The organism is Clostridium neuense (assembly GCF_045310695.1).
GTDB lineage: Bacteria > Bacillota > Clostridia > Clostridiales > Clostridiaceae > Clostridium_S > Clostridium_S neuense.
The window spans coordinates 12,520-36,773 of record NZ_JBJIAA010000016.1 but is presented as its reverse complement, the minus strand read 5'-3'; the positions used below and the strand labels follow the sequence as shown (position 1 = coordinate 36,773).

The 24,254-nt window shown below is 29.9% G+C and carries 20 protein-coding genes and 1 riboswitch; of the genes, 1 reads left to right on the top strand and 19 read right to left on the bottom strand.

Annotated features, from left to right (window positions below; all coding sequences use genetic code 11):
- Window positions 1–16: 16 nt before the first annotated feature.
- The 14 genes from ACJDT4_RS17770 to ACJDT4_RS17705 form a co-directional block, all read right to left on the bottom strand.
- Window positions 17–1,039 (bottom strand): acetylxylan esterase family protein, encoded by a 1,023-nt coding sequence (locus ACJDT4_RS17770; RefSeq protein ID WP_406788932.1) that lies wholly within the window; start codon window positions 1,037–1,039, stop codon window positions 17–19.
- A gap of 96 nt (window positions 1,040–1,135) precedes the next feature.
- Window positions 1,136–1,756, bottom strand: a complete 621-nt coding sequence (locus ACJDT4_RS17765) for a DUF488 family protein (RefSeq protein WP_406788931.1) — start codon at window positions 1,754–1,756, stop codon at window positions 1,136–1,138.
- Between the two features lie 214 nt (window positions 1,757–1,970).
- Window positions 1,971–2,543, bottom strand: coding sequence for a xanthine phosphoribosyltransferase (locus tag ACJDT4_RS17760; protein ID WP_406788930.1), 573 nt, complete (start codon window positions 2,541–2,543; stop codon window positions 1,971–1,973).
- Window positions 2,544–2,565: 22 nt separating this feature from the next.
- Entirely contained in the window at window positions 2,566–3,876 is a 1,311-nt protein-coding gene (locus tag ACJDT4_RS17755) for a nucleobase:cation symporter-2 family protein (protein WP_406788929.1), read from the bottom strand.
- An 81-nt stretch (window positions 3,877–3,957) separates the two neighbouring features.
- Window positions 3,958–4,059, bottom strand: a riboswitch (purine riboswitch).
- A gap of 226 nt (window positions 4,060–4,285) precedes the next feature.
- Window positions 4,286–8,314 (bottom strand): DUF5057 domain-containing protein, encoded by a 4,029-nt coding sequence (locus ACJDT4_RS17750; protein WP_406788928.1) that lies wholly within the window; start codon window positions 8,312–8,314, stop codon window positions 4,286–4,288.
- Window positions 8,315–8,334: 20 nt separating this feature from the next.
- Window positions 8,335–9,777 carry a hypothetical protein gene (locus ACJDT4_RS17745; RefSeq protein WP_406788927.1) on the bottom strand — a complete coding sequence of 481 codons (1,443 nt, stop codon included), beginning with the start codon at window positions 9,775–9,777 and terminating at the stop codon, window positions 8,335–8,337.
- 2 nt (window positions 9,778–9,779) lie between these two features.
- A complete protein-coding gene (locus ACJDT4_RS17740; RefSeq protein WP_406788926.1) occupies window positions 9,780–10,580 on the bottom strand; it encodes a PilW family protein in 801 nt (266 codons plus the stop codon).
- A 6-nt stretch (window positions 10,581–10,586) separates the two neighbouring features.
- Window positions 10,587–11,147, bottom strand: coding sequence for a prepilin-type N-terminal cleavage/methylation domain-containing protein (locus tag ACJDT4_RS17735; protein ID WP_406788925.1), 561 nt, complete (start codon window positions 11,145–11,147; stop codon window positions 10,587–10,589).
- A 20-nt stretch (window positions 11,148–11,167) separates the two neighbouring features.
- A complete protein-coding gene (locus ACJDT4_RS17730) occupies window positions 11,168–11,788 on the bottom strand; it encodes a hypothetical protein (protein ID WP_406788924.1) in 621 nt (206 codons plus the stop codon).
- The gene (gene pilM / locus ACJDT4_RS17725; protein ID WP_406788922.1) at window positions 11,763–13,352 is read right to left on the bottom strand and encodes a pilus assembly protein PilM; all 1,590 of its coding nucleotides are present in this window, start codon (window positions 13,350–13,352) and stop codon (window positions 11,763–11,765) included. Before pilM ends, ACJDT4_RS17730 begins: the two co-directional genes overlap by 26 nt.
- A 29-nt stretch (window positions 13,353–13,381) precedes the next feature.
- Window positions 13,382–14,155 carry a prepilin peptidase gene (locus ACJDT4_RS17720; protein WP_406788921.1) on the bottom strand — a complete coding sequence of 258 codons (774 nt, stop codon included), beginning with the start codon at window positions 14,153–14,155 and terminating at the stop codon, window positions 13,382–13,384.
- A 78-nt stretch (window positions 14,156–14,233) separates the two neighbouring features.
- Window positions 14,234–14,617 carry a type IV pilin protein gene (locus tag ACJDT4_RS17715; protein WP_406788920.1) on the bottom strand — a complete coding sequence of 128 codons (384 nt, stop codon included), beginning with the start codon at window positions 14,615–14,617 and terminating at the stop codon, window positions 14,234–14,236.
- An 82-nt stretch (window positions 14,618–14,699) separates the two neighbouring features.
- Window positions 14,700–15,950: a type II secretion system F family protein gene (locus ACJDT4_RS17710; protein ID WP_406788919.1), complete on the bottom strand. Its 1,251-nt coding sequence runs from the start codon at window positions 15,948–15,950 to the stop codon at window positions 14,700–14,702.
- Window positions 15,951–15,964: 14 nt separating this feature from the next.
- On the bottom strand, window positions 15,965–17,662 hold the full coding sequence (locus tag ACJDT4_RS17705; protein WP_406788918.1) for a GspE/PulE family protein: 1,698 nt from the start codon (window positions 17,660–17,662) through the stop codon (window positions 15,965–15,967).
- Between the two features lie 327 nt (window positions 17,663–17,989).
- Between ACJDT4_RS17705 and ACJDT4_RS17700 the strand changes: the two genes are divergently transcribed.
- Window positions 17,990–19,510 carry a hypothetical protein gene (locus tag ACJDT4_RS17700; RefSeq protein ID WP_406788917.1) on the top strand — a complete coding sequence of 507 codons (1,521 nt, stop codon included), beginning with the start codon at window positions 17,990–17,992 and terminating at the stop codon, window positions 19,508–19,510.
- Between the two features lie 8 nt (window positions 19,511–19,518).
- Here ACJDT4_RS17700 and ACJDT4_RS17695 read toward each other — a convergent pair whose 3' ends face one another.
- The 5 genes from ACJDT4_RS17695 to pflB all read right to left on the bottom strand — a co-directional run bounded on the left by ACJDT4_RS17695 (window position 19,519) and on the right by pflB (window position 24,219).
- The gene (locus ACJDT4_RS17695; protein ID WP_406788916.1) at window positions 19,519–19,899 is read right to left on the bottom strand and encodes a prepilin-type N-terminal cleavage/methylation domain-containing protein; all 381 of its coding nucleotides are present in this window, start codon (window positions 19,897–19,899) and stop codon (window positions 19,519–19,521) included.
- Between the two features lie 103 nt (window positions 19,900–20,002).
- Complete coding sequence (locus tag ACJDT4_RS17690; protein WP_406788915.1) at window positions 20,003–20,662, bottom strand: ribonuclease H-like domain-containing protein; 660 nt, start codon at window positions 20,660–20,662, stop codon at window positions 20,003–20,005.
- Between the two features lie 137 nt (window positions 20,663–20,799).
- Complete coding sequence (locus ACJDT4_RS17685; RefSeq protein ID WP_406788914.1) at window positions 20,800–21,195, bottom strand: PilZ domain-containing protein; 396 nt, start codon at window positions 21,193–21,195, stop codon at window positions 20,800–20,802.
- 53 nt (window positions 21,196–21,248) lie between these two features.
- The gene (gene pflA, locus ACJDT4_RS17680; RefSeq protein ID WP_406788913.1) at window positions 21,249–21,971 is read right to left on the bottom strand and encodes a pyruvate formate-lyase-activating protein; all 723 of its coding nucleotides are present in this window, start codon (window positions 21,969–21,971) and stop codon (window positions 21,249–21,251) included.
- Window positions 21,972–21,987: 16 nt separating this feature from the next.
- A complete protein-coding gene (gene pflB, locus ACJDT4_RS17675; RefSeq protein ID WP_406788912.1) occupies window positions 21,988–24,219 on the bottom strand; it encodes a formate C-acetyltransferase in 2,232 nt (743 codons plus the stop codon).
- Window positions 24,220–24,254: the final 35 nt, after the last annotated feature.

Here is a 24,254-nt window from a genome sequence, read left to right as displayed (position 1 = left end):
GCTAAATTATTAAGCTTCATTTTACTTTCATCCATTTTGCTATCCAGTAATAGCACTTTTCTCTAATGTCCTGTGGGAATGAACTTTCACTGTTAAACACTATGCTGCTGTATTTATTAGGTACCCTCATATCCAAATATTTTTCCCTAACCCTATCACTTACTTTTTGAAAATGCTGTTCAAACTCATTTTTACTATTTCGCGTAAAAATAAAGGGTCTTGGTGCAATACCTGAAAGTATGTCACATTCTGCATCATACTTATTTAATCCAGGAATAGAAATACACATGTCAAACCCTTTAATAAATTTCATATTAGTATCGCTATACAAATTGCTAGCAAAATACATATTGTAGTTGGCACATCCAACTTTTATTCTTTTGTCTAAAAATATAGTTAACATTGCAAGTAATCCACCTTCTCCAGAGCCGATTACACCTATTTTTTCACTATTTACTTCCTCAAAACTTTGAAGTACATCAATTGCTCTTTTCATTTCAAACATTTCACATCCCATTTCAGTATGTCCACTATATAAAAGCTTACTGCACTTAAACATTCTATAGCTTTCGTTTACGTTTGTCTTCTTACTTATAGAATTTTTTTTAATAAAATCACTATAAAAATTAGCTTCTTCAATTCGCCTACTTTCATAAGGAAATCTATCTGGACATATAACTACATATCCATTTAAACAAAGTTCAAGTCCATATCCTAATTCATCATTCTTGCATATTCCAGCAGCTGTACTTTTTCCAAGCTTATATTCATCCCCTTTATCGGTTCCGTGTATTGCCAGAACCCCTGGGACTTTGCCTTTTATGTTCTTTGGAATGAGTAAGTATGCCTCAACCTTTTCATTTGAACTAACTTCATATCTAATTAATTTTCTTGTGTACTTATCAAACTCTTCAACTGAAAGTATATCAACCTTTCTATCTAATTTTTCTTCATTATAGCCTATGAGTTCCATAAACTTTTCAGGAGTTAACTTTAAATTTTCACATTTTTCATTCTCTAATACATGATTAAACTTCATAATTATCCCCCCAAGCGTAAACGTTATCGTTATAATAATTATAAAGTTAATTTTCATATTTTGCAATAATTTAGAAAAATCAAAAACATTTTTATTTTATATCTTCTTGTTCAGCTCAGCATTCCTAACTCTATAAGCTTCTTCAATCATTTCATTTTTAAAATCTTTTTCATCCATATCAAGATCTACATTGCTTTTAATGCTTTTTATGGATAGTTCTGCAACTTTCTTTATAAGTCTAACACCATATAATTTTAAGAGTTCCTCTTCAACATCAATTTGACTTTTTAAAGTTTCCTTATCAATTATATGCTTTAAATTTATTCCCCTATGTTTAAGCGCATAAGCTACAATTATGCCCCTATTGCAGTAAATAGGCTCTTTTTCTATCCCCATAACTGCAATTTTAAATCCCTTTTTAATTCCATTTTCTATTCTAACTATTCCATTTGTAAAATACTCACTTAAACGTACCTTTTCAAAATCATTTCTATCAAACTCTTGTTTACTTAAGTCAAATTCTTTTTCCATAGGTATATAATAAATTCCAAGCTTATTGAGAAACTTTTTAATATTTTCTCCATTATAATCACCAGTTATATTGCTTTGAACAGATCGTATATCCACTATACAATTAATATTGTACTCTTTTAAAATATCACTAAAATCCTTTAACTTTCTATTATCGTGTCCTATTGTATAACATAAATTTATCATAAAGTCATCTTTCCTTAATTTTTAAATATAATATTTCATTATAATTGTAGTCAAATAAAAAAATACTGTCAATGCTGTAGTTTCACTATATAAACAAAATAAAGGTTGATATAAAAAAATTGCAAGATACACTTGAATAAAAAATGTGGGTTCAATGATCGAAACCCACATTTTTTATTTAGATTATATTTTAAATAAATGTCTATTTTCAAACTTATTTAATAAATTCAATTAAATCTTTTCCAAGCTTCTTTATACGTGCAAGTGAATAAACATCATATCCCCTTTTTTCCAAAACTTCACGTCCAGGTTGAAAGGATTTTTCAATAACAATGCCTATTCCCGAAACCTTTGCACCACATTCCTCCACTAAACGTATTGCCCCTAAAGATGCCTCTCCATTAGCCAAAAAATCATCAATTATAAGTATATTATCATCTTTTGATATATACTTTTTTGATAATGTAAGCTGATAATCTGAACCTTTAGTAAATGAATGAACTATAGTTTGATAAAAATCGTCATTTAATACCTTTGATGCCTGCTTTTTTAATATAACCATAGGTAAATTCATCTGCATTGCTGTCATAACTGCTGGAGCTATACCTGAACTTTCAATGGTAAATACTTTTGTAATACCTCTATTCTCAAAATACTTTTTAAAATTTGTTCCTATTTCATACATCAATTTAGGATCAACTTTATGATTTAAAAAAGAATCCACCTTTAACACTGCCTCGTTAAGTGCATGTCCTTCTTTTAAAATCCTATCACGCAATTCTTCCATTTTTAACACCTCGTATATATTATTATTTTTTTTCTTTTAGTATAAGATTTAGTACAAGTGCAACGATTGTTCCTGTTGAAATTCCTGATGAAAATATCATCTTTAAACTTTCTGGAAGACTTGATAAAACCTCTGGTCTAAAGGTTACTCCTAAGCCTAAACCAATTGAAGTTGCTATTATCAGTAGGTTTCTGTTATCTAACTTCACATGGCTTAAAGTTTGAATTCCTGCAGCAGCTACCGTTCCAAACATAACAATACCAACTCCTCCAAGTACTGGTTGTGGCATTACATTTATAATTGCTGCAAATTTAGGGAATAGACCTAAAATAATAAGAAGTATTCCAGCAGTCATGGTTACAAATCTACTTGCAACTTTAGTAAGAGGGATAAGTCCTACATTTTGACTAAATGAAGTATTTGGCATTGCTCCAAATATACCAGCAAGTACACTTCCAACTCCATCTGAAAGTATTCCTCTAGAAATTCTAACATCATCGTCCTTAATACCAGAAATTTCATTAATAGCTCTTAAGTTTCCAACAGTACTTATGACAGATACACAGTATGCAGGAATAAAAGGTAAAAGCACATCAAAATTAAACTTTACACCATTAGCGAAAAACTGTGGAAGGGATATTAGATTTGCCTTAGCTACTGATGAAAAATCGACCATACCAAGACAAATACAAATTATATAGCCTACCGCCATTCCTATTAAAATTGACGCACTGCTAAAAAGTCCTTTTCCATAATGATTTAATAAAAGCGTAACTAAAGTTACAATTAATGCTATACTTATATTATTTAAGCTTCCATAGTTATGTGATCCAGAACCTCCTGCTGCCCAATCTATTGATACTGGAAGTAATGTAAGTCCTATTAAACAAACTACAATACCTGTTACAAGCTCAGGAAATAATTTCATTATGTACTTAATAAAGAAACTTAAAATTATTACTAAGAAAGCTCCTAATATGGTAGCTCCAAAAATCCCCGCTAAGCCAAATTTTTTACCCACTACTGCAGCAGGTGCAACGAAAGTTATATCCGTTCCCATTATACAGGCTACACGTGCTCCAATAGGTCCTATACCCTTAGACTGTATAAATGTAGCAATTCCAGCCATTAAAATTGCAGCACTTATCAAAGCTGTTGATGTTTTTGCATCAAGTTTCAAGGAAGATGCTATAATTATAGGTACTACTATAATACCTCCAAATGCAGCAAAAATATGCTGAAATCCAAGTAAAATTTGTGATAATACTTTTGGCTTATCATCTACTTCGTAAGCTAGCTCAATCTGTTTTTCATTTTCCTTTTGCGTCTCCATCTTTTTCTCCCTTACATTTTATTATTATATAATAAAGGACACCTCATAAATAAATATGAGGTGTCCTTGAAAACAATAGTACAATAATCAAAAACCCCTCGTAGTCTGCTTATTTAAGGTTAGCAGGTAGAAACTTTCGGACCATATTACCGATTATATACGAGTTTAAAAAATCACAATAAAAATTATATCATATTTTATTGCTTAATTCTATTTTAGGTGCAGTTGAATCTGACAATTTAAAGATATAATATGATTTTTTATCTTCCTTTTGATCTATTTGTACCCTTTCAATGTTTAATACTACATAAAACCTATAGTTTTCCTTACTAAGCTATAAGTTCAACAAGCGTCATCCCCTTACATTTATCATTTCTTATGAACTGTTCCACCTTTATCCCTTCACTTCTTAGTATAATAATCCGCTTTCATTTCCAATTACCTTAACTGTTTTTGTTAAAGATATATCTGTTAAAACTGTTTTTCCGTCTTCCTTTTTTTCTAGGGTAACAACTATATCTGTACTCTTACCAGCTTCACCATTCATTCCAAACGCTGTTACAGTATCGCCACCATCTCCAGTTACAACTCCGCTTAAATCATTGTTTACTCCACTTAATTTTCTATTATTTTTATTTATAGTTATTATATTTCCATCACCTGTTGTTACAGTAACCGTTAAATTATCACTTGGTACTGCATACTTAGGGGTTCCATCCTTGTTCATGCCTATTCTAACTTTTACATTAAAATCAACATGCCCTCCTTCAGGTATAGTATTAAAGGTTAGTCCTTCAAGTTCAATATCACTATTATCTATAAGATTTACTTGAAAGGAAGCGGTATCTGAATAATTTCCTGCTTTATCCCGTTCTCTTGCATACACAGTACAGTTGCTTTTAATGCCATCAATATCTTTACTTGCTAAGTCTGACTTAAGCCATGTTATTCCATCTAAACTATATTCCATTGTATCAATACCAGATCCGTTCTCATTATCACTTCCAAAGGTTATTGAAACATCCCCCATACAAAAGTCACCACTTTTGCTTACTATTGTAGGTTCTGCAGGTTTTACTTTATCAATTTGTATATCCTTTTCACTTTCACTGCTGCTGCATAAGGAAACTATATCAACGGTTCTTGCCTTAATTTTATGCTGTCCATTATCTTCAATTTCAACTGGAAGAGTATAATCAAGCCAAGGACCATCGTCAATTTTATACTGCATTTTTTCAAGCTTATCGAGAAAATTAGCTGGACTTATTAAGCTGAAGGTAATATCAGTATTATTCCAACCATTTTCATTGGCAGTAGGATTTACTTCTATGCTCGGTGCCGCTAAAGTTTCAAAATGAAGCGTAATGGTTTGCTTTGGATTGTCATATGACAAATCTATATTCTGAGTGCTGCTATCAACAAGAGTATATCCTGTATTATTTTGAACGGATACTTTATAATTACCAGAGCACTCTTTTAAAAACTCAGCTCCTCCTGCACTATCAGTATTCTTGCTCTCAACACTTCCGTCTGGCCGTGTAATATTAATGCCAACTGATGGAGTAAATACTCTTCCAGAACTGTCTACACACTTTATATAAATATCCCCCTCTTTAACATTTAAATTATAATCATACTCGTAATTTCTCTGAACCTTATTATCAAGCTTTAAAAAATTGTACTTAAATAAATTTTGAACCTTATAGCTTCCTACATTATCAAATTTAAAAGTAAAGTTTTTAGGTACATTCTTATTGTCAACTTGTGGTGTAAAATTAATATCCTGTAAATCTGTTTCAGATGACTTCAATATATCAGAATCACTTCCACTTAATGCATTTATGCAACTTACAGACAATCCATCTCCAACTATAGAGGCTGAATCTTTTTGGCTTAAAAACATAGTATCTACAACTGAATTAGTGGAGTTTACAGCATCTATCTTCAACTGAGTTTGTGCAGTATCACCTATTAAATAACCATTTTTAAGTCCATTCACACTTGCACTAAGAGATGGTTCATCTACATATTTAAAAGTTATAGTTTTTTCTCCTTTCGCATTTTGTGTATCTAAAACTTCAATTCTAACCGTAACCTCAGAATTGCCTCCTGCTAATTGATTTAATCTACCTTTTGGTATAGATACATTTATCGTGTCTCCAGAAGTCATTGTCTTATAATCACTTACACTGTTGCCATTTTCATCTATTGAAGTATCATTAATATAAATTTTTCTCCTTAAGGCGTCTTTTTTCTCATCATTTTGATCTGGATCCTGTGCCGTAAAACTAAAATCAAGAGAACTTTGATTTTTTGATACATACTGACCATCATTTAAATTAAATACATTTATAGTAGGAGCATGGTTTGCTGTTCTAGCTGCTTTAACAATTGTATTTAAGAACATTTCTTGCTCATCCTGGGAATCCCTCGGAGAACTGTGACCTGTACCAGAATAGGTTATGTTGCCTTTACAATAAGTGTAATAATAATTTCTAGGATCATTTACATTACCGGCACTTCCACCAGTATTTATTACACCACTTAAATCATACCATGGCACAACGTCTTCATCCTCTAAATTCAATTGAAAATATTGATGATGAGTTTGAGATATATTTAAAGTATTGGGATCGTCATTATTTCTACCTAAAATATATGGATACTCAGAAAAAACCCCATCATTCACTTTAGCCGCCTTCCTATGATCAAAATAACCATGACCATCCAATGATTGAGGCTTTTCATTATTATAATTATTATGAGACATTATCATATCTGTTGTAAAACCATATGATGGTATTTTATTAGCATCTGGATAGTTATCATGTGGAATTTTGCTTCCATCATAATCAGTTTCATTAGGATTGTTTTCATCTACATATCTACTTTGCCCTAGATAATCTCTAAGTTTTTTATTAAATTGATATCCATACATGTTACTCCTATCATTTGTTAAATAAGTAGAAAGTGTATCATGAGTAAGCATAAGACTTTGACCTGTCTTTATAAAATCGATTATAGTATCTGTTGCATTTTGGGTAAAACTAGATCTTCCATACATATCTGAGAATCCAATTATAACCATATCGTAATTTCCATTAAGAGATATTCTTGAACTTTTTACCTTATTAAGATTGTCCCTAGCATCATTAAGCTTCTGAAGATAATCTATCGGATTCCACCATGAACCACCATACCTTCCGTATTTATTATAATTATTTAGCGCAGTATTATATTCATTTAAAGCCTCATTGTAGCTTGATTGATATTCTCTATCATTATATTTATTAAATTCATCACAGCTTTTCTTAGTTATTTGAATGTTATAGTATCCTTGTTGTTGTAATTTAACTTTTGTTAAATCCTGTGTCAAATCTAATAAATTATTTGCAGGATATATCTGTAATACTCTTATCGGAGCAAGATTATCACTTTTATAAAGTGTATATCCATATTGATAGCTTTTCACATTCGTATTATCATCTGTAACCTCAAGCTTCCAAGGCATTAATCCAGCAAAGTAATCAGGTACCGTATAACTTAATTGTAAGTTAGTTCCACACTTCTGCTTATCTATAGTTGCATAACTTTCATAATCCTTAAAAAGCCCATCACCATTCATATCACAATATAACTTAGTAGTAAAAGTATGAGAATTGTTACCATCTATATCAAATACAAAATCCATATTTCTATCTGGATTATAATTTTTCAAATCACCATTATATGGAAGTGGTGAGCTTTTTATTGTAATATTAGGCTTTTTATTACAAATATTACTATCATTATAATACTTCATTATTGAATCTGAAGTTAAATTTGAATCTATACCCTTAAAATTGGGCATATTCTGATAATTTTTTAGATTATTTAGCAGCTTTGATCCATCAAGTTCTTTATCCTGTAATATTGATTTATCAAATAAAAATAGCTGCCCCGATTTTATAAATTCTACAAGTTCCTGAGCTTTCTTATTCGTAATATCATTTTCACTATAATACTCAACATGACTAGGATCATCTTGGTCACTTTCGCCAAAATCAACACCTGTGTTATTAGCTTTTTTACCAACTTTGCTATATTTAATTGTATAAGCATTTTGACCAGAGATACCATAATAGCCATAGGTTGTAACATATTTTGTATAAGTTTTATTCCCAATATACACAATATCATACATTCCGTTTACCTTATCTATTTTGCCTATAAATTTCGACATAGGCATTTGTGTAATATCAGCATCAACATTGCTTGGAAACATGCTTTGATTTAAAACATACTGATCCCCTGGTTCTATCTCAAGTATTTTCAGCCTAGTTATATTGCTATTTCCATCTGCTTTTACGCTTTTTACGTTTATATTTATGCTTAATTGTACCAGTATAATAATTAGTGAAAGCATTAAGCTAAGTACTTTTTTTATACACCTCTTCATTATCCCACCCTCATATAAACTTAATTTTCTTCCCAGCCAATAATTTTAAATTTAAGCCCATAAGCATATTCATTAATATTTTTAACAAAAAAACTATTTATATAGTATCTAGCATCTTGACTAAATTTGCCTACTGCACCACCTGGAAACACCGAAACAGCGCTTTTACTACTATTAAGTGTCTTCCAAAACCCATCTAATCTTGTATACGGCTCAGGATCATCATCATAATTCATTATATGTTTAAGTATTAAGTCTTTAGCCTTATCTGATCCTATTCCAATAATTTGTACCTTAGGTTGAGGGTTAAGTGCTGCCCCTCCACTTTTAAAAACAACCTTTTGGTCATTCGTATCATAATATGCTAAATCTTGTGCTTTTCCATCCTTATCAGCTTGTTCAATATTACTTAAAGTATATGGCTTTCCATCTATAGTTATAGCCTTTGCATATATATTGCAATTCCAAAACTTAACATCATCTGAAGAGTTAAATTTAATATTTCCACTACAGTATATTACGTAATTTACAAGAGGCCTTTTTATCTGTCCTATATTTATATCTCCATTTATAAATATGACCTTATACATAGTTGAATATTGAAGCATATTTTCAAAATCATTTTCTCCACTAGCATTTTTTATGCTAATATAATCATCTAAACTAAACTTCTTAAACCCCGGTAAATTACTCTTATAATTAGGGTTAAGAGAAGTAGGTATATACTCTTTTTCAAGTTCTTCTTTACTCACATCAAAGCTTACATTTCCTCCCTCTATATAATTATACATTTTATCTAAAATATCTCCCAAGGTTGTATGTGAAGGATCTGCCTCTTTGTATGCAATTGCCTCAGCTTTACCTTGTAGATTTGATATTACTTGAATACTATCATTGACAGCTGCTCCATCATTAATATCGCTATCAAAAGTAAATATGTCGCTTTCATCATCTTTTATACCTGTTAAAGGGTTATTAAATAATTTATCAAAATATTCATTAGAAATATCATCTTCTTCTATATATGCAGCTATGGTTTTAGTTATAGATTGATATTTTCCAGTAGATGTTATTTTAATGCATTTAACATCTCTTTCACCTGTTACATTGTTATCATGGTTAGCCTCTTCAAAAGCTACACTATAGTAAGCTCCATTTTCAAATTGCTCATTAGGTATATTATCTGGCAGTTCATTTTTACCAAACCCAACATTAAGTTCATTATCCTTAATTTTAATATATTTAAACCAGTCATCCTTTACTACCTTGGTTTTTAATTCTGAAATCCCCCTATCTATTCCTGACTCTGCCGCAAGCTGTGCCTTGTTTTGCCTATCTATAGATGCACTAGAAATTCTATTAGTAGATAAAATCAATAAAATAGCCAGTGTAAGGGCACTTAAAAGCATAACCACACATATTACATATATAAGTGCAAAACCCCTTTTTTTATTTTCTTTCACTACTAATCATCTCCCCCATATTTTATTTTTGAAATGCACATAGTGTAACTCTTTTTGAGAGCTGTATATTTTTTACCTGTAAGTGTAACAAAAACATTATATGAATTGGGCTGACCTTCGCTTTTTGTGATAGGAGTTACCGAAAATAAATAATCATTTTTAGCTATTATCTTCTCACTTGAAGGTTCCACAGTTATATCATTAGCTCGTTCTGCAACTTCAACCTCATAGTGTACATTTTTTATAGCCTCTAAATGATATACAAGATAAAACTTTTGATTGTCTTCATAAATAAAATCGCATTCCCAACTTGGAGGAATATTTTCTTTGCTGCACAAATTATTACAATCTATTGTATGTTTATAATTATCTGCATTGTAATCCAATATGCTGTTTCCATCTTTTTTTTCTGGCAATGAAAATATAGTTTTTGAATCAAGTTTAAGTCTTACAATAGTTTTGTTTCCGCTGCTATCAGTTTTTACAGCATACAGATAGTTATCTCCACTTATCTCTTCTATATAAACAACAGGTGTGTAATTAACTGGAAGCTTTAGATTTTTAAACCTATCTTCTTCAAAGTTGTCTACCTGTACTGAGTATTTACTTTGCTTTGCTCTTCTTATATCCTGTGATATTTGGGTTACAGATATCTTACAATCAAACTGTAAATCTGCTTCTTCTTTTTCATAAGCATATATTTTAAAATTTTCACCTTCAAAACTGTACACTGCAAGTGAAAAAATAGCTATCATTGCAACTACTGCAATAGCCTCTATTAAGGTAAAGCCTTTATGTTTCATTTTTTATCACCTACTTACACTGGTACTTGAACTTGCTATAGAATTACTGCCCGCATCCATATCCCACACCTTAATCTCTACAGTGTAGTAATTATAAAACCATTGTATATTGAGGCTATCAGGTTTATTTAAATTTTTATTTACCTCTCTCTTTATCTCCATATAAGCAGCATACTTTTTGCTTGAAATTTTATCCTTGTAATTTTTAATATCCTCAAAACTTGGGTTATATTCATCAATCCCTCTTATATATGTGCTTGTATCCTCCAAAGTCTTGGGTAAATCTTCATAATTAAAATAAATAACGTAACCTTTTCTATTAAGTGCATATATATCTGCTATAGAATTTATTGCTCCACCTGTAGTCGGACTTCCTACTCCCTTAGCCTTTAACTGCTGGATTAGACTATTTACAGCAGATGATGTTGAAAATTTAACATTTTCCCGTTTATAGATTTTAGCAGAAGCATCTATTGTAAAAACTATAATAGAAGATGATATTGCAAATATAGCTATAGCTGCTATGATTTCTATTATAGTAAATCCCTCACGTTTCACCTTTATCATAAAAAAACACCTCTAAGCAGTTATTTATTCGAGTTAAAATTATATTGAACCTCATCATTGGCTTTACTTACAACATAGAAATAATTTGCATTTATACTGAGTATAAAATTGTTTTTTTCTTTATTTACAATTATACTTGCATTCTTTATCTGAGAAATTCTATCTGCCATTTCAAACTTACTTAAAAAACTCACAATATTATCTTTAGAACTTCCTACAACATTCACATTTACCGGTATCTGAATTAAATTTCCTTTTTCATTTAAAGAATTATTGTTATTTTCACTGCTATTAAAAGCTTTAGGATCACCAAAAACCACACTTGAAACTACAACATTACTAGCTGATGCCATATTTTGTATATCATATTCTATTTCTGGGTTTCTTTCATTGATGGGTAGTTTATTTTGAGATGCATCATATTCTTCAGTTATGATTTTCAATTTTTTCTTCATACTTGTATTTTGTATCCTAGTGGTATTCATTTCATTTACTCTTATATTCAAATCATTTATAGCACTTTTACTTTTACTTATTGACTTTAATGAAGGTAGAAGTATAAATTGAAAATATAAAAAAATTACGATTACTGCTGATAAAATTATTAGTATCTTTTTATCCTTTTGAGTTATTTTTTGCACCTGAACCATCTCCCAAATTTACAGTAAATTTATATACATTCTGTGAAGCTGAATCTTGAGAATTTGCAATACTTGTAAGTCTTGCATTCTTATAGGTATCAGACATTTGAAGGTTTGCAACTAATGCTGCAACTGATTTACCATTAGTGGTTTCTCCTGATATAACCATTCCCTTCTCACTATCAAAATTTATTTCATCCAATTCAATATCTGAGGGAATATACTTATTTATATCCTGAATTTTTACGTTTACCATAGCTTTATTTTTAGTGAGCTTATCTACAAGTTTTATTCTGGAATTATAGACATTCATTTTACTTACAAGTACATCATGCTCTCTTTGTAAGGAATTTAAATTTCTCAATTTATAACTTCCGATTTTCTCTTTATTTGAATAACTTCTTGCTATAAAAATTGGCACTGCACAAGCTACCATAAAAGCAATTATGGTCGCTGCCACTACTGCCTTAGTTATGTTTGAGTTAAAAATGCTGACTTTGTATTTTCTTTTATTGTCAGGTATTAAATTTAATTCTTTTTTTCCTTTTCTTAATAAGGAACCATACACATTTAAATAGTGATTAAAATTGATTTGATTTTGAAAATTGACCTTTAAATTTATTGTTTCTGGGCTTTCAATTATAGATACGTCCATCCCCATAAAATCTTGAAGATATGCCTCTATGCCATATATTTTTGCACCTTCACCAACTATAAATATTTTATCCAGCGTCTTTTTGGTTTTACCTGCCGTATAAAATTTTACAACTCTATCAAAAGCCTTAAAAATATCATCAAAATTGCTTTTTATATTTCCATATATTTCATCAGAATAATCCTGTTTTGCAAAATTAAATTTTGACATAAAATATAGATATGCTTGTTCATAATTCTTATGAAATGAATCCTTAACTACACCAACTGCGTCACTTATGCCTTTATCTATTTCTTTTTCTATGAAAATTTTTCCTTTGCTGAGTATAACTATGCTGCTAAATCTATTTTCTATTTCAATAATTCCAACACTAGCTATCTTACTGTTTTTTTCAAAATAACTTTTAAAGCTTCTAGATACACTAATTGAAAGTATATCTATAGCCTTCAGTTTCATTTCTAGTTTATTAGTTAATTCCACATATCCATTAATTTTAACTCTTGGAACTGCTGCAACAAGAACTTTATATATTTTTTTCTCATCATTATTTATTTTATCTATAATTTGATAGTCTATATAATAGTTAACACCTTGTCTTGGAAGATACTGACCTATTTCTCTTATAGCCGCTTTTCCAACTTGTACTTCCTGCATTATAGCTATTTCCGTATGTCTTATTATGGTATCCTGACCGTGAATCGTATATATTACATCATCCGTATCAATTTTATTTATTTCCATAAACTCGTTTATAGTATTTGAAATTGCTTCTACATCAACGATCCTATCATTTTCGACAGCCCCTTCTGGCGTATTCAAAACCCCACTTTTTGAAATCTTCCCCCTATTTCCGACCACTATTTTTATGTATCTGCTTTCTATTTCAACAGCCATGATTTCTTTTACCATATATAAAATCCCCCTCATATTTATGAAATTTAAAGCATTCCTAAATACCAATTAACAATTCCTTCTCCAAACAATACAGCAATAATTGAACTAACTGCTATAAATGGGCCAAAGGGTATATAGTCTGTTCTTTTCCTTTTTCCAAGCAAAACTAACAAAATTCCTATTATTCCCCCTATAACTACGGATAAAAACAACATAAAAATCACATTTTTAATTCCTAGGAAAAGTCCGCAAACAAAACATATTTCTGCATCTCCACTTCCCATACCATGAGTAAAAAATATTATAAGAAAAATGAAGCCTGCCCCAATAACTCCTCCCAGAACATAGTTAAAAATAGAAAGCTTAACATCAAAATTTGCTTCAAACAAAATATAATCTACTAAAATTGCAATTATAAAACCCACTACACCTACAATTATTGTAGAACTATAGACATCTGTCGTATCTAAATCTATAAGTCCTATAACAATTATTAATGAGGCAAATATAAAATATTTAATTGTTTCAAAGCTAAAACCGTATTTCAAATAGATGAGTAAAAATACAGTTCCACACATAAATTCTACTAATGGATATCTACAAGAAATTTGGCTTTTACAAAATCTGCATTTTCCTTTTAGAACTACCCAGCTTATTATTGGAAACATATCATACCACTTTAGCTTTTCTCCACAATTCATGCAGTGCGAGGGTGGAAAAACTATAGACTGGCCTATTGGTATTCTAAATATACATACATTTAAAAAGCTTCCGATTATAGTGCCAACTACAAAAACAAAGAAATATATTACAAACATGAAATCCCCCTAATGCATTACAATATTTTTTATAGAAGCTTCATTATAATACAATGAAGCTTCTATATTTAATTAATACTACTTTTGATAATAAGTTGAAAAATAACTCCAATCATTGGTATTATTGTCAATTATGCTCTGTAATTGTGATTCATTTAAACTTTGTAAACTATTTGCTGGAGCCTTTGATGGAGCTAAATCTGAATCTCCACCTGAATTTGTGCTAATAGCTTGTACATAAGTTGCATTATTATCTAAACTACCTGATGATTGAGCCCTAGCTGTTTTTATTATATTAAGTACAACCTTAGCATCACTTTTTACAGTTGCTATTTTAGACCTATTTACATAGCCTACAATATTAGGTACTAAAAGCACAGCAAGAATTATCAAGATTGCAACAACCGCAATAAGTTCAATGAGTGTAAAGCCTTTCTTTTTTCTTTTTCTGATTATTTTCATATAACTTCCCCCTACATATTTTTATATTTATAATAAAACAGACTCAAATAAAATAATTTATCCCCCCTTTTATTTTATAAAATTATAAATATGAATCTGCTATATGCATTATTACTCCTAAGTTTGAAGTTTCATTATACATTTGGAATATAGGCAAAACTATAGATAAAACTATAAATCCAACAACAAATGCTAGCAATACGATTATTAATGGTTCTATCATTGTAGTAAGTTGAGTTACTGTGGTTTCAACTTCCGTATCATAAAACTCAGCTACTTTTTTTAAAACATCCTCTAAGTTTCCAGATTCCTCTCCTATTTTTATCATCTCTATAAGCATTGGAGGAAAAATCTTTTTTTCTTCAAAAATATTTCCTATGCTTGAGCCCTTTTTTATATAATTTTCAACTTCCTCAAGTGATTTTTCTATAAATTTGTTATTTACTATTTTCCCGCATATTTCAATAGACTTTATAAGAGGAATACCACTAGATACAAGCATTCCAAAGGTTCTTGCAAATCTAGAAGTTACTATTTTGTAATTCAGCTTTCCAATAATGGGTAATTTTAATTTTAACCTATCTAAAGTTTCAGTATTAGTACTATATTTTTTAATAATTTTAAACAAAACTGCTAAAGCCACAACAAAAATTATTATAAGAACAAAATTATGTGTGACCAAGTTACTAAACCCAATTGAAACTCTAGTTGGCCAGGGTATTTTATTTTTACCTGCAATGCTTACAATATTTGATATAAGCATCGGTAATATTTTTATTGCTAAAAAATTCACCACAAGGAAAGCAAATATTGCTACTATAATTGGATAAGTTAGTGCCTGCTTAACCTTTTGCCACTGTCTATATTCACTGTAATAATATTCAGCCATTCTAGTCATAATTGAATCTAAAGTTCCACTGGCTTCTCCTGCAGCTACCATATTCACCAGTAAATCAGGATATTCCTTATTTTTAGCCATAGAGTCAGCCAAACTCTTTCCACGTTCAACATCCTCAAACACTGCATTTGTTACTTTTTTTAATTTCTTATTTTCAGTTTGCTGCCCTACTATATTAAGAGCTCTATTCAAACTTATACCGGCATTTAAAGTATAAGAAAGCTGCCTGCAAAATATTGATATATCCTTACTGCTTACCTTTGAGTATAATTCTATGTCTCCACTCAAACCTGATGTATTTTCTTCTCTAATAGAAATAAGCCAGCAATTCTTTGTTCTCAGGTAAGTTGCTACAGCTTCTTCATCTTCTCCTTCCATTTTTCCCTTCTCAATTGCACCTTTTATATTCTTAGCTTCATATAAATATACCGCCATGAACTATCCCCCTCCTAGCTCTTTAAGAATGCTATTTTAACAAGTTCATCTACAGTAGTTATGCCCCTATACACCAATTTCTCGCAGCATTTTCTTATGGTAAGCATTCCATTTTCAATCGCTGCTTTTCTTAATAGTTCTATATCTCCACTTCCTGCAATTATCTCCCTCATTACTTTTGTTATTTCCAATATCTCATAAACTCCAGTTCTCCCCAAATACCCCGTGCCATTGCACTTAGGGCAACCTTTTCCTCTATATAAAGTTATATTTTTCTCTTCTTTAATTCCTAGTATGTCCTTTTCATAGTTTTTCGCTTCATACTCCTCCTTACAATGAGGACATATGGATTTTACAAGTCTTTGCGCTATTATGCCACTTAATGAATTTGCTACAAGATAAGGCTGAATTCCCATGTCAAAAAGACGTATAATAGAAGATGCAGCATCATTTGTATGTATTGTACTTAAAACTAGATGCCCCGTTATTGCCGCCCTTACAGCAATTTCAGCTGTTTCATTGTCTCTCATTTCTCCTATCATTATTATGTCCGGATCCTGCCTTAAGATTGCTCTCAAACCACTCGAGAAATTCAGTCCAGCCTTTACATTAACATTAACTTGATTTATGCCTTCCATCATGTATTCAACCGGGTCTTCAACAGTAACTATATTTCTATGCTCATTATTAAGTTCCTTCAATATGGCATAGAGCGTTGTAGATTTTCCACTTCCTGTTGGTCCTGTTGCAAGTATAATTCCATATGGACTTTTAATTATATTTTCTAGCTTTTTCATATTTTCGCTGTCCATACCAAGCTTTTCTTTATTTATATTTTTACTATCATTTTTTAATATTCTTATGACAGCTTTTTCTCCAAATACCGTTGGCAGCGTCGATACTCTTAAATCAATATTTTTTCCATCAATAAAAATTTTCATTCTTCCATCTTGAGGAAGTCTTTTTTCTGCAATATTTAAATTAGAAATTATTTTTATACGGGTTATTATTGATTGAAGTGATTGTATTTGAATTCTCTGTTTCTCATGCAATTCTCCATCTATTCTATATCTTACTTTTATATACTTTTCAAAAGGCTCTATATGAATATCACTACTCTGCAGCCTTACTGCTTCTCTTATTATAAAATCAACAAGCTTAACTATAGGTGCATTATTAACATTTTCATTTGTAAACTCATCTATATCTCCTTCTATATCCTTTTGGTTTATATCATAATTTTTTGTTGCCTCTTCTGCTGCTTTTTCAATTTTTTGAGATGTATAATAAGTTTCAATAGCCCTCTGTATTTGTGTAGATGTAGCAATCATAGGTACAATTTCATGTCCAGAAGCTATCCTTACATCATCTAAGGCAAACATATTCATAGGATCACTCATAGCAACATTTAGTTTATCACCATTAAATGATATTGGAATTAAATTGTACTTTTGAGCTAATCCTTCTGGTATCGTTAATACTGCCTTTTTATCAACAAAATATTCATCAAAATAAGCTTTTGGTATTCCTGTTTGCATTTGGAGTATATCTACAATTTCATCTTCAGTTACAATTTTTTCACTTACTAATATTTCTCCAAGCCTTTTCCCTCTATATTTTTGTTTTTTTAAAGCACCTTTAAGCTGCTCATCTGTTATTACTCCATAATCAACTAATAAATCACCCAGTTTTTTATTTGCCATATACTTCATCCCCGATATTATATATTAAAGTTACTTATATAGTGAAACCACTGCGAAACTTAAACTATTTATGTTCCAAAATAGAATTCAGCTAATTTTAATATTCCAAGTTGTTTATCTATAATAGTCTTTATATTTTGTAAATATTTGTATATATTTTTATATTTTTATATTAATTTATTTTACATAACTATTATATACTATAGTCCACAAATTTACAATTATATTTAATATTTACTGTATTATAAAATTTAGTTTATTTTTTTAAATATTATATTAACATTTACAGAATGATGATATAATAATATAAAATTGTACTATTGGGGGGTTATAATTTTGTCCATTAATTTTTCAAAAAAAAAGGCTTCGGATGGTAAGTTATTATTAAGTATACTTTTTTTTATAGCAATTATAACTTCTTTTTGCATTGGAGCCAATTTTGATGTTATAAACGATGGTTTTTGGCATATAAAATCCGGAGAATACATTATAAAAAATGGTTTTGTACCTAAGGGGGCTATATTTTCATGGTATGGTATTGCAAATAATCTTAAATGGATAAATCATGAATGGCTTTTTGGAATAGTTGCTTATTTAATTTACTCTATAGATGGCTTCACTTCTATTACAATATTTATGGGATTACTTAATGCGGCTGCAGCCATCTTAGTGTATGTATATTCATATAAGCGCTGTAAAAACTCTTTTCTTGCTCTTATATGCTTATACTGCTATACACTTTTCAGCTTCTATACTATGTCCTTTAGACCGATGATGCTAACTAGAATTATACTATTAACATTTTGCATATTACTGGAGCATAAAAAATATATACCAAGTCTTATAATCTTAATCCTAGGAATAAATGTACAAGGTGGGGTTTATCCTTTATATTTATTTATATTGGGCTGTTATGCACTCTTCAAACATTATAAATATTTCATTGCAGCATTTATATGCATATTAATAAATCCATACACCTACAACCTATATCTATATGATTTTAATCTTTTTTCTTCCTTTAAGGGTACCCCTAAAATTTCAGAATGGAATTATACTCAAATTTATAGCTATAAGGTACTGCTTTTTATAATTATTATAAGTGTTCTTATTTACTGGCTTTCTAATATATCTATAAGAAATATTGTTTTTTCTGGTGGGCTTATTTTCTTATCTATAACTGCTGTAAGACAAATACTTGTACTATTTATGCTGCTGCCTGCTGTTATAAGTCCTTTTTTTAAAGAAAGCATATATAAATTTTCCACGCTATATCTCCCAAATAATAAATTTACAGCAATTCTCGAAAATAAATTTAAGAAATCAAAAGAAAAAATAATTATAAATATTTGCTATTTTATAATTTTAACATTATGCTTTTTTAGTTCAGTATCCTTTCTCGACGATTACACAACAAAAATATTTATAGAACATAGAAATTTTTCAATTACTCTATATAATTCACAGTATCCTATAGATGCTTGCACCTATATAAACAATCATCCTTCTATTAAAAACTCAAGGATATTCAATGATTATAATATAAGTCCATATTTAATTTTTAGAGACATTCCAACATTTGTAGATAGCCGAACAGATATATTTATCAATGGATTTAATAAAACAAACTCTTTCATCGATCAAAATAACGCTACCAATGATTACAGACAAATGCTGATTACTTTAAAAAATTATAATATTGATTTTATTTTTATGAAAAAAGACTATATGAATGTAAGAATAATAAAAAGAACAAATATAGTAAGTTCTGAATATGAAGATCCTTACTATATTATCTTAAAAGTAAATAAAGCAAATCTTAAAAATGCAATAAACGGAAGTGAATTTTTCCAATAGATATGTAGTTAATTTCCATAATATTTTTCATAATCTTTCCAATCTGAACTCTTATTATCAATTATTCCTTGCAGAGTATCTTCATCAATATTGCTTAAATTAGCTGGAGGTTCTTTTGAAATTTTAAAATTTGGATCTCCTCCCTTTGAATTATCAATAGCATCCTTATATGTAATTATATTTTGTGAATCATCTGAAGAAACTTGAGCAGTTTTAATTACATTTAACACAGTTTTAGCATCATTTTTAACAACTGATATCTTAGACTTATTTATATACCCAATTACATTTGGTATTAATAGCAATGCAAGAATCATTATAATTGACACTACTGTAATTAATTCTATTAATGTAAATCCTTTTTTTCTACTTTTTAAATATAGCTCCATTTAGCTGCAGCCTCCTATCACAATTTATAAATAGCATAAAAAATTCCCTATAAATAAATTGTGAACAATTTTCATAAAAATAATCAGGAGCAGCAAAATAATATTATTGATCTAATTTATGTGCATATGTTGACCAGCTAACTAACATATAAAACAAGCTAATTACATCCTGGCCGTTATAAGTCATAATTTTTGTTTTCTTTTCATCTGGCATTCTATTAAAATATTCATCATCTTTAATTACTTTATAAAAAGTTTTTGCAAGAGTTGCCCCACCTATCAATTCACTTTCTCTTGCAATATTAAATATTTTTTCTAAATTTTTAAGGCCTATAACTTTCCCTACAATTTTTTCATATTCTCTTTGCAAATCAATTGATTTAAAATATTCATTTACTTTAACATTGATATTATTTTTTTCAAATAAATAATTTATAATTGTAAAATCATTATTTCCTGAAAAAGTAACTATATATTCTTTATTTAATTTATTTTTAGCTTTATAAAAATAATCCTTTGCCAAACTAAGTATAGCTGCAGCATCAGATTTGTTTTCTATCATATATTGGGTTAACTTAAGCTCTTTTGATGCATCATCATAATATGCACATCCAAAAACCCCAATGCAAATTGGCTTCTTATAAATATAATGCTCCAAATCAAAAAACAGTGCCTTCTTATATATCTCTCTGCTACCATCCTTTTCAAAGCATTCATTATTATCTATATCACTTATATATATACTTTTTTCTTCTATTATCACTTTTACCACTCTTTCTGAAAGATTACATAATTATTATGTCCTATAAATATTATTGTAACACAATATTTGCATTTTTTGCATAAAGTATAAAAAGAGATTGTCCAAATACTTCAAACAATCTCTTTTTATACTTTACACTAACATTTTGTTTTTACATATTCCCTTATAGCCTGTATTTGTACAAGGCTTTGGGATATGAATTCACATCCAGCAACATAAAAATTATCATCGATGCTAACCCATTTCACTACAGCCATACACCAAAATGAAGGATTTTTATCAATCTTAAGAGAGAAATTAATAAAATCCCCAACCTTAAGCTTGATTTTGCTTTTAAAACAAATACCTTGTTCCGACAAATTTACCGCCTCTAATACAGATTCATCTAATCCATATTTTTCATGTACACTTTCATTATTTAATCTTGGATATAAAATTTCAACAGGAAACTTAATTCTGTATTTTTTTCTCTTTTCATTTTTATACTTATATTCTCTTTCTTCATGAAGATTGGACTTTGAAGTTAACGACACATAAATCCCCCCTATATACTAATTTTACCCTTTTATAATATTATTTTATAGTACTAGGATTTATTTTTCAAGGATTGTTTAACATAACTCTCAAACTTTAATGCAGCTTCTTTATCCATTGGTTCTGTATCCTTAAGCCTGTATCTAATGTCCAACTTATCATACTTTTTTACCCCAAGAGTGTGGTATGGTAAAACTTCAAATTTTTCTATATCTCTTAATTCTCTTATTACATCTATAAGATTATCCATAGCCTTATAATTATCTGTAATACCAGGAACCATAACGTGTCTTATCCATATGCTGCTTTTTGCTTCATTAACTGCTTGTAAAAATTTATAAAATTCATCCATATCTCCGCCAGTAAGCTTCTTGTATCCATTCTTATCTACATGCTTTATATCTAGAATTACTGTATCTGTATAATTTAATATTTCCTTATAATTTCCTTTTCCAAATCCAGCTGTATCAAGTGTTGTATTTATTCCATTTTCCTTGCAAAGTTTAAAAAATTCTAATAAAAACTCTGGCTGCATAAGAGGTTCTCCTCCAGAGCAGGTAACCCCTCCACCTGATGCTTTAAAATAAGTCTTAAATCTTTTTACTTTATCTAAAAGCTCATCAGGGCTTAACTCCATAGTTCCTCCATTAAAATCCCATGTATCAGGATTATGACAAAATGCACATCTAAGTCTGCAACCTTGGAAAAATACAACAACTCTTATTCCCGGACCATCAACAAGCCCCATTGTCTCTATCGAATGAATTTTACCCATATAATAATCACCTTTCTTACACTCTTTCGTGGAAAGTCCTATTTACAACTTCAAGCTGCTGCTCCCTAGTAAGTTTTACAAAATGAACTGCATATCCTGAAACTCTTATTGTAAGTGTAGGATACTTGTCTGGGTTCTCCATAGCATCAAGAAGTGTTTCCCTATTCATTACATTTACATTTAAGTGATGTGCACCTTGAACAAAATATCCATCTAAAAGTGCTTTTAAATTATTTATTCTAGAATCCTTATCTTTTCCAAGAGCATCTGGAATAATTGAGAACGTATTTGATACTCCATCCTGACATACACTTCTATATGGTACTTTAGCAACACTGTTTAATGATGCAAGTGCTCCATTTTTATCTCTTCCATGCATTGGGTTTGCTCCTGGTGCTAAAGGCTCTCCAGCTTTTCTTCCATCTGGTGTAGAACCTGTCTTCTTACCATACATTACATTTGAAGTTATAGTTAATGCTGATAATGTGTGCTCTGCATTTCTATATGCCTTAGTTTTTCTAAGTTCTTTTATAAATTTATTTACGATTTCTACTGCTATATCATCAACTCTGTCATCATCATTTCCATACATAGGAAAATCTCCGTCTATTTCAAAATCAACTGCTATTCCATTTTCATTTCTTATAGGCTTAACCTTTGCATATTTTATAGCACTTAAAGAATCTGCTGCAACAGAGAGACCTGCTATACCACATGCTAAAAATCTATGAACATCAGTATCATGAAGAGCCATAAGTCCAGCTTCATATGCATATTTATCATGCATATAATGTATAGTATTAAGAGTATTTACATAAAGCTTAGCTACATATTCTAAAACTTTAAAATAATTTTCTTTAACTTTTTCATAATCTAAAACTTCATCATTTATCTTTTCAATACCCGGAACTACTTTCTCAAACTTTTTCTCATCTATTCCACCATTTATTCCATAAAGAAGAGATTTAGCAATGTTGCATCTAGCACCAAAGAACTGCATTTGTTTTCCTATTTGCATTGCAGATACACAGCATGCTATTCCATAATCGTCTCCATAAATAGGTCTCATTACATCGTCATTTTCATATTGAAGTGCATCAGTATCTATTGACATTTTAGTGCAGTATTTCTTAAATGTCTCTGGAAGCTTTTCTGACCATAAAACTGTCATATTTGGTTCTGGTGCTGGTCCCAAGTTTGTCAAAGTATGAAGAAATCTAAATGAATTTTTAGTTACTAAGGTCTCTCCATTTATGCCCATTCCTCCTATAGATTCTGTAACCCAGTTAGGATCTCCAGCAAATAATTCATTGTATTCAGGAGTTCTTAAATGTCTTTCTAATCTTAATTTTATTATAAATTGATCTATAAGCTCTTGTGCCTCTTTTTCTGTCATAACCCCATTTTTTAAATCTCTTTCAATATATATGTCAAGGAAGGTAGATACTCTTCCAAGTGACATTGCTGCACCATTATTTTCCTTTATCCCAGCTAAATATCCCATATAAGTAAATTGAACAGCTTCTTTTGCATTAGACGCAGGTTTTGAAATATCTATACCATAGCTTTGAGCCATAGCCTTCATTTCTTTAAGCGCCTTAATTTGCATTGAAATTTCTTCTCTTCTTCTTATTAGTTCCTCTGTCATATCACCTTTTGAATCAGATAAGTCAATTTTCTTTTGTTCTATTAAATAATCAATTCCATATAATGCTACTCTTCTAAAATCTCCTATTATTCTTCCTCTTCCATAAGCATCAGGAAGTCCAGTAAGTAATCCTACATGTCTTGCAGTTCTCATTTCTTCGGTATAAGCATCAAAAACGCCTTCATTATGAGTTCTTCTGTATTTTGTAAATATTTCATATACATCTTCATCAATTTGAGATCCATAAGCTTCTAATGCCTGCTTTGCCATTCTTATTCCACCAAATGGATTTACCATTCTTTTTAATGGTTCATCAGTTTGAAGTCCCACAATAACTTCATTATCCTTATCAACGTAACCAGGTTTAAAACTATTTATACCTGAAATTGTCTTAGGATCAGTTTTTAGTACCCCACCTTTTTTAATCTCTTCTAAAATTAAAGCTTCACACTTATTCCATACTGCCTTTGTCTTCTTAGTTGGTTTTTCTAAAAAACTCTCATCTCCTTCATATGGAGTGTAATTCTTTTGTATAAAATTTCTAACATCAATAATCTCATTCCAAGTTCCTGTTTTAAAATCTGTCCATTCTTTTCTCATATTATACCATCCTTTATTTATTATTTTGATAACTA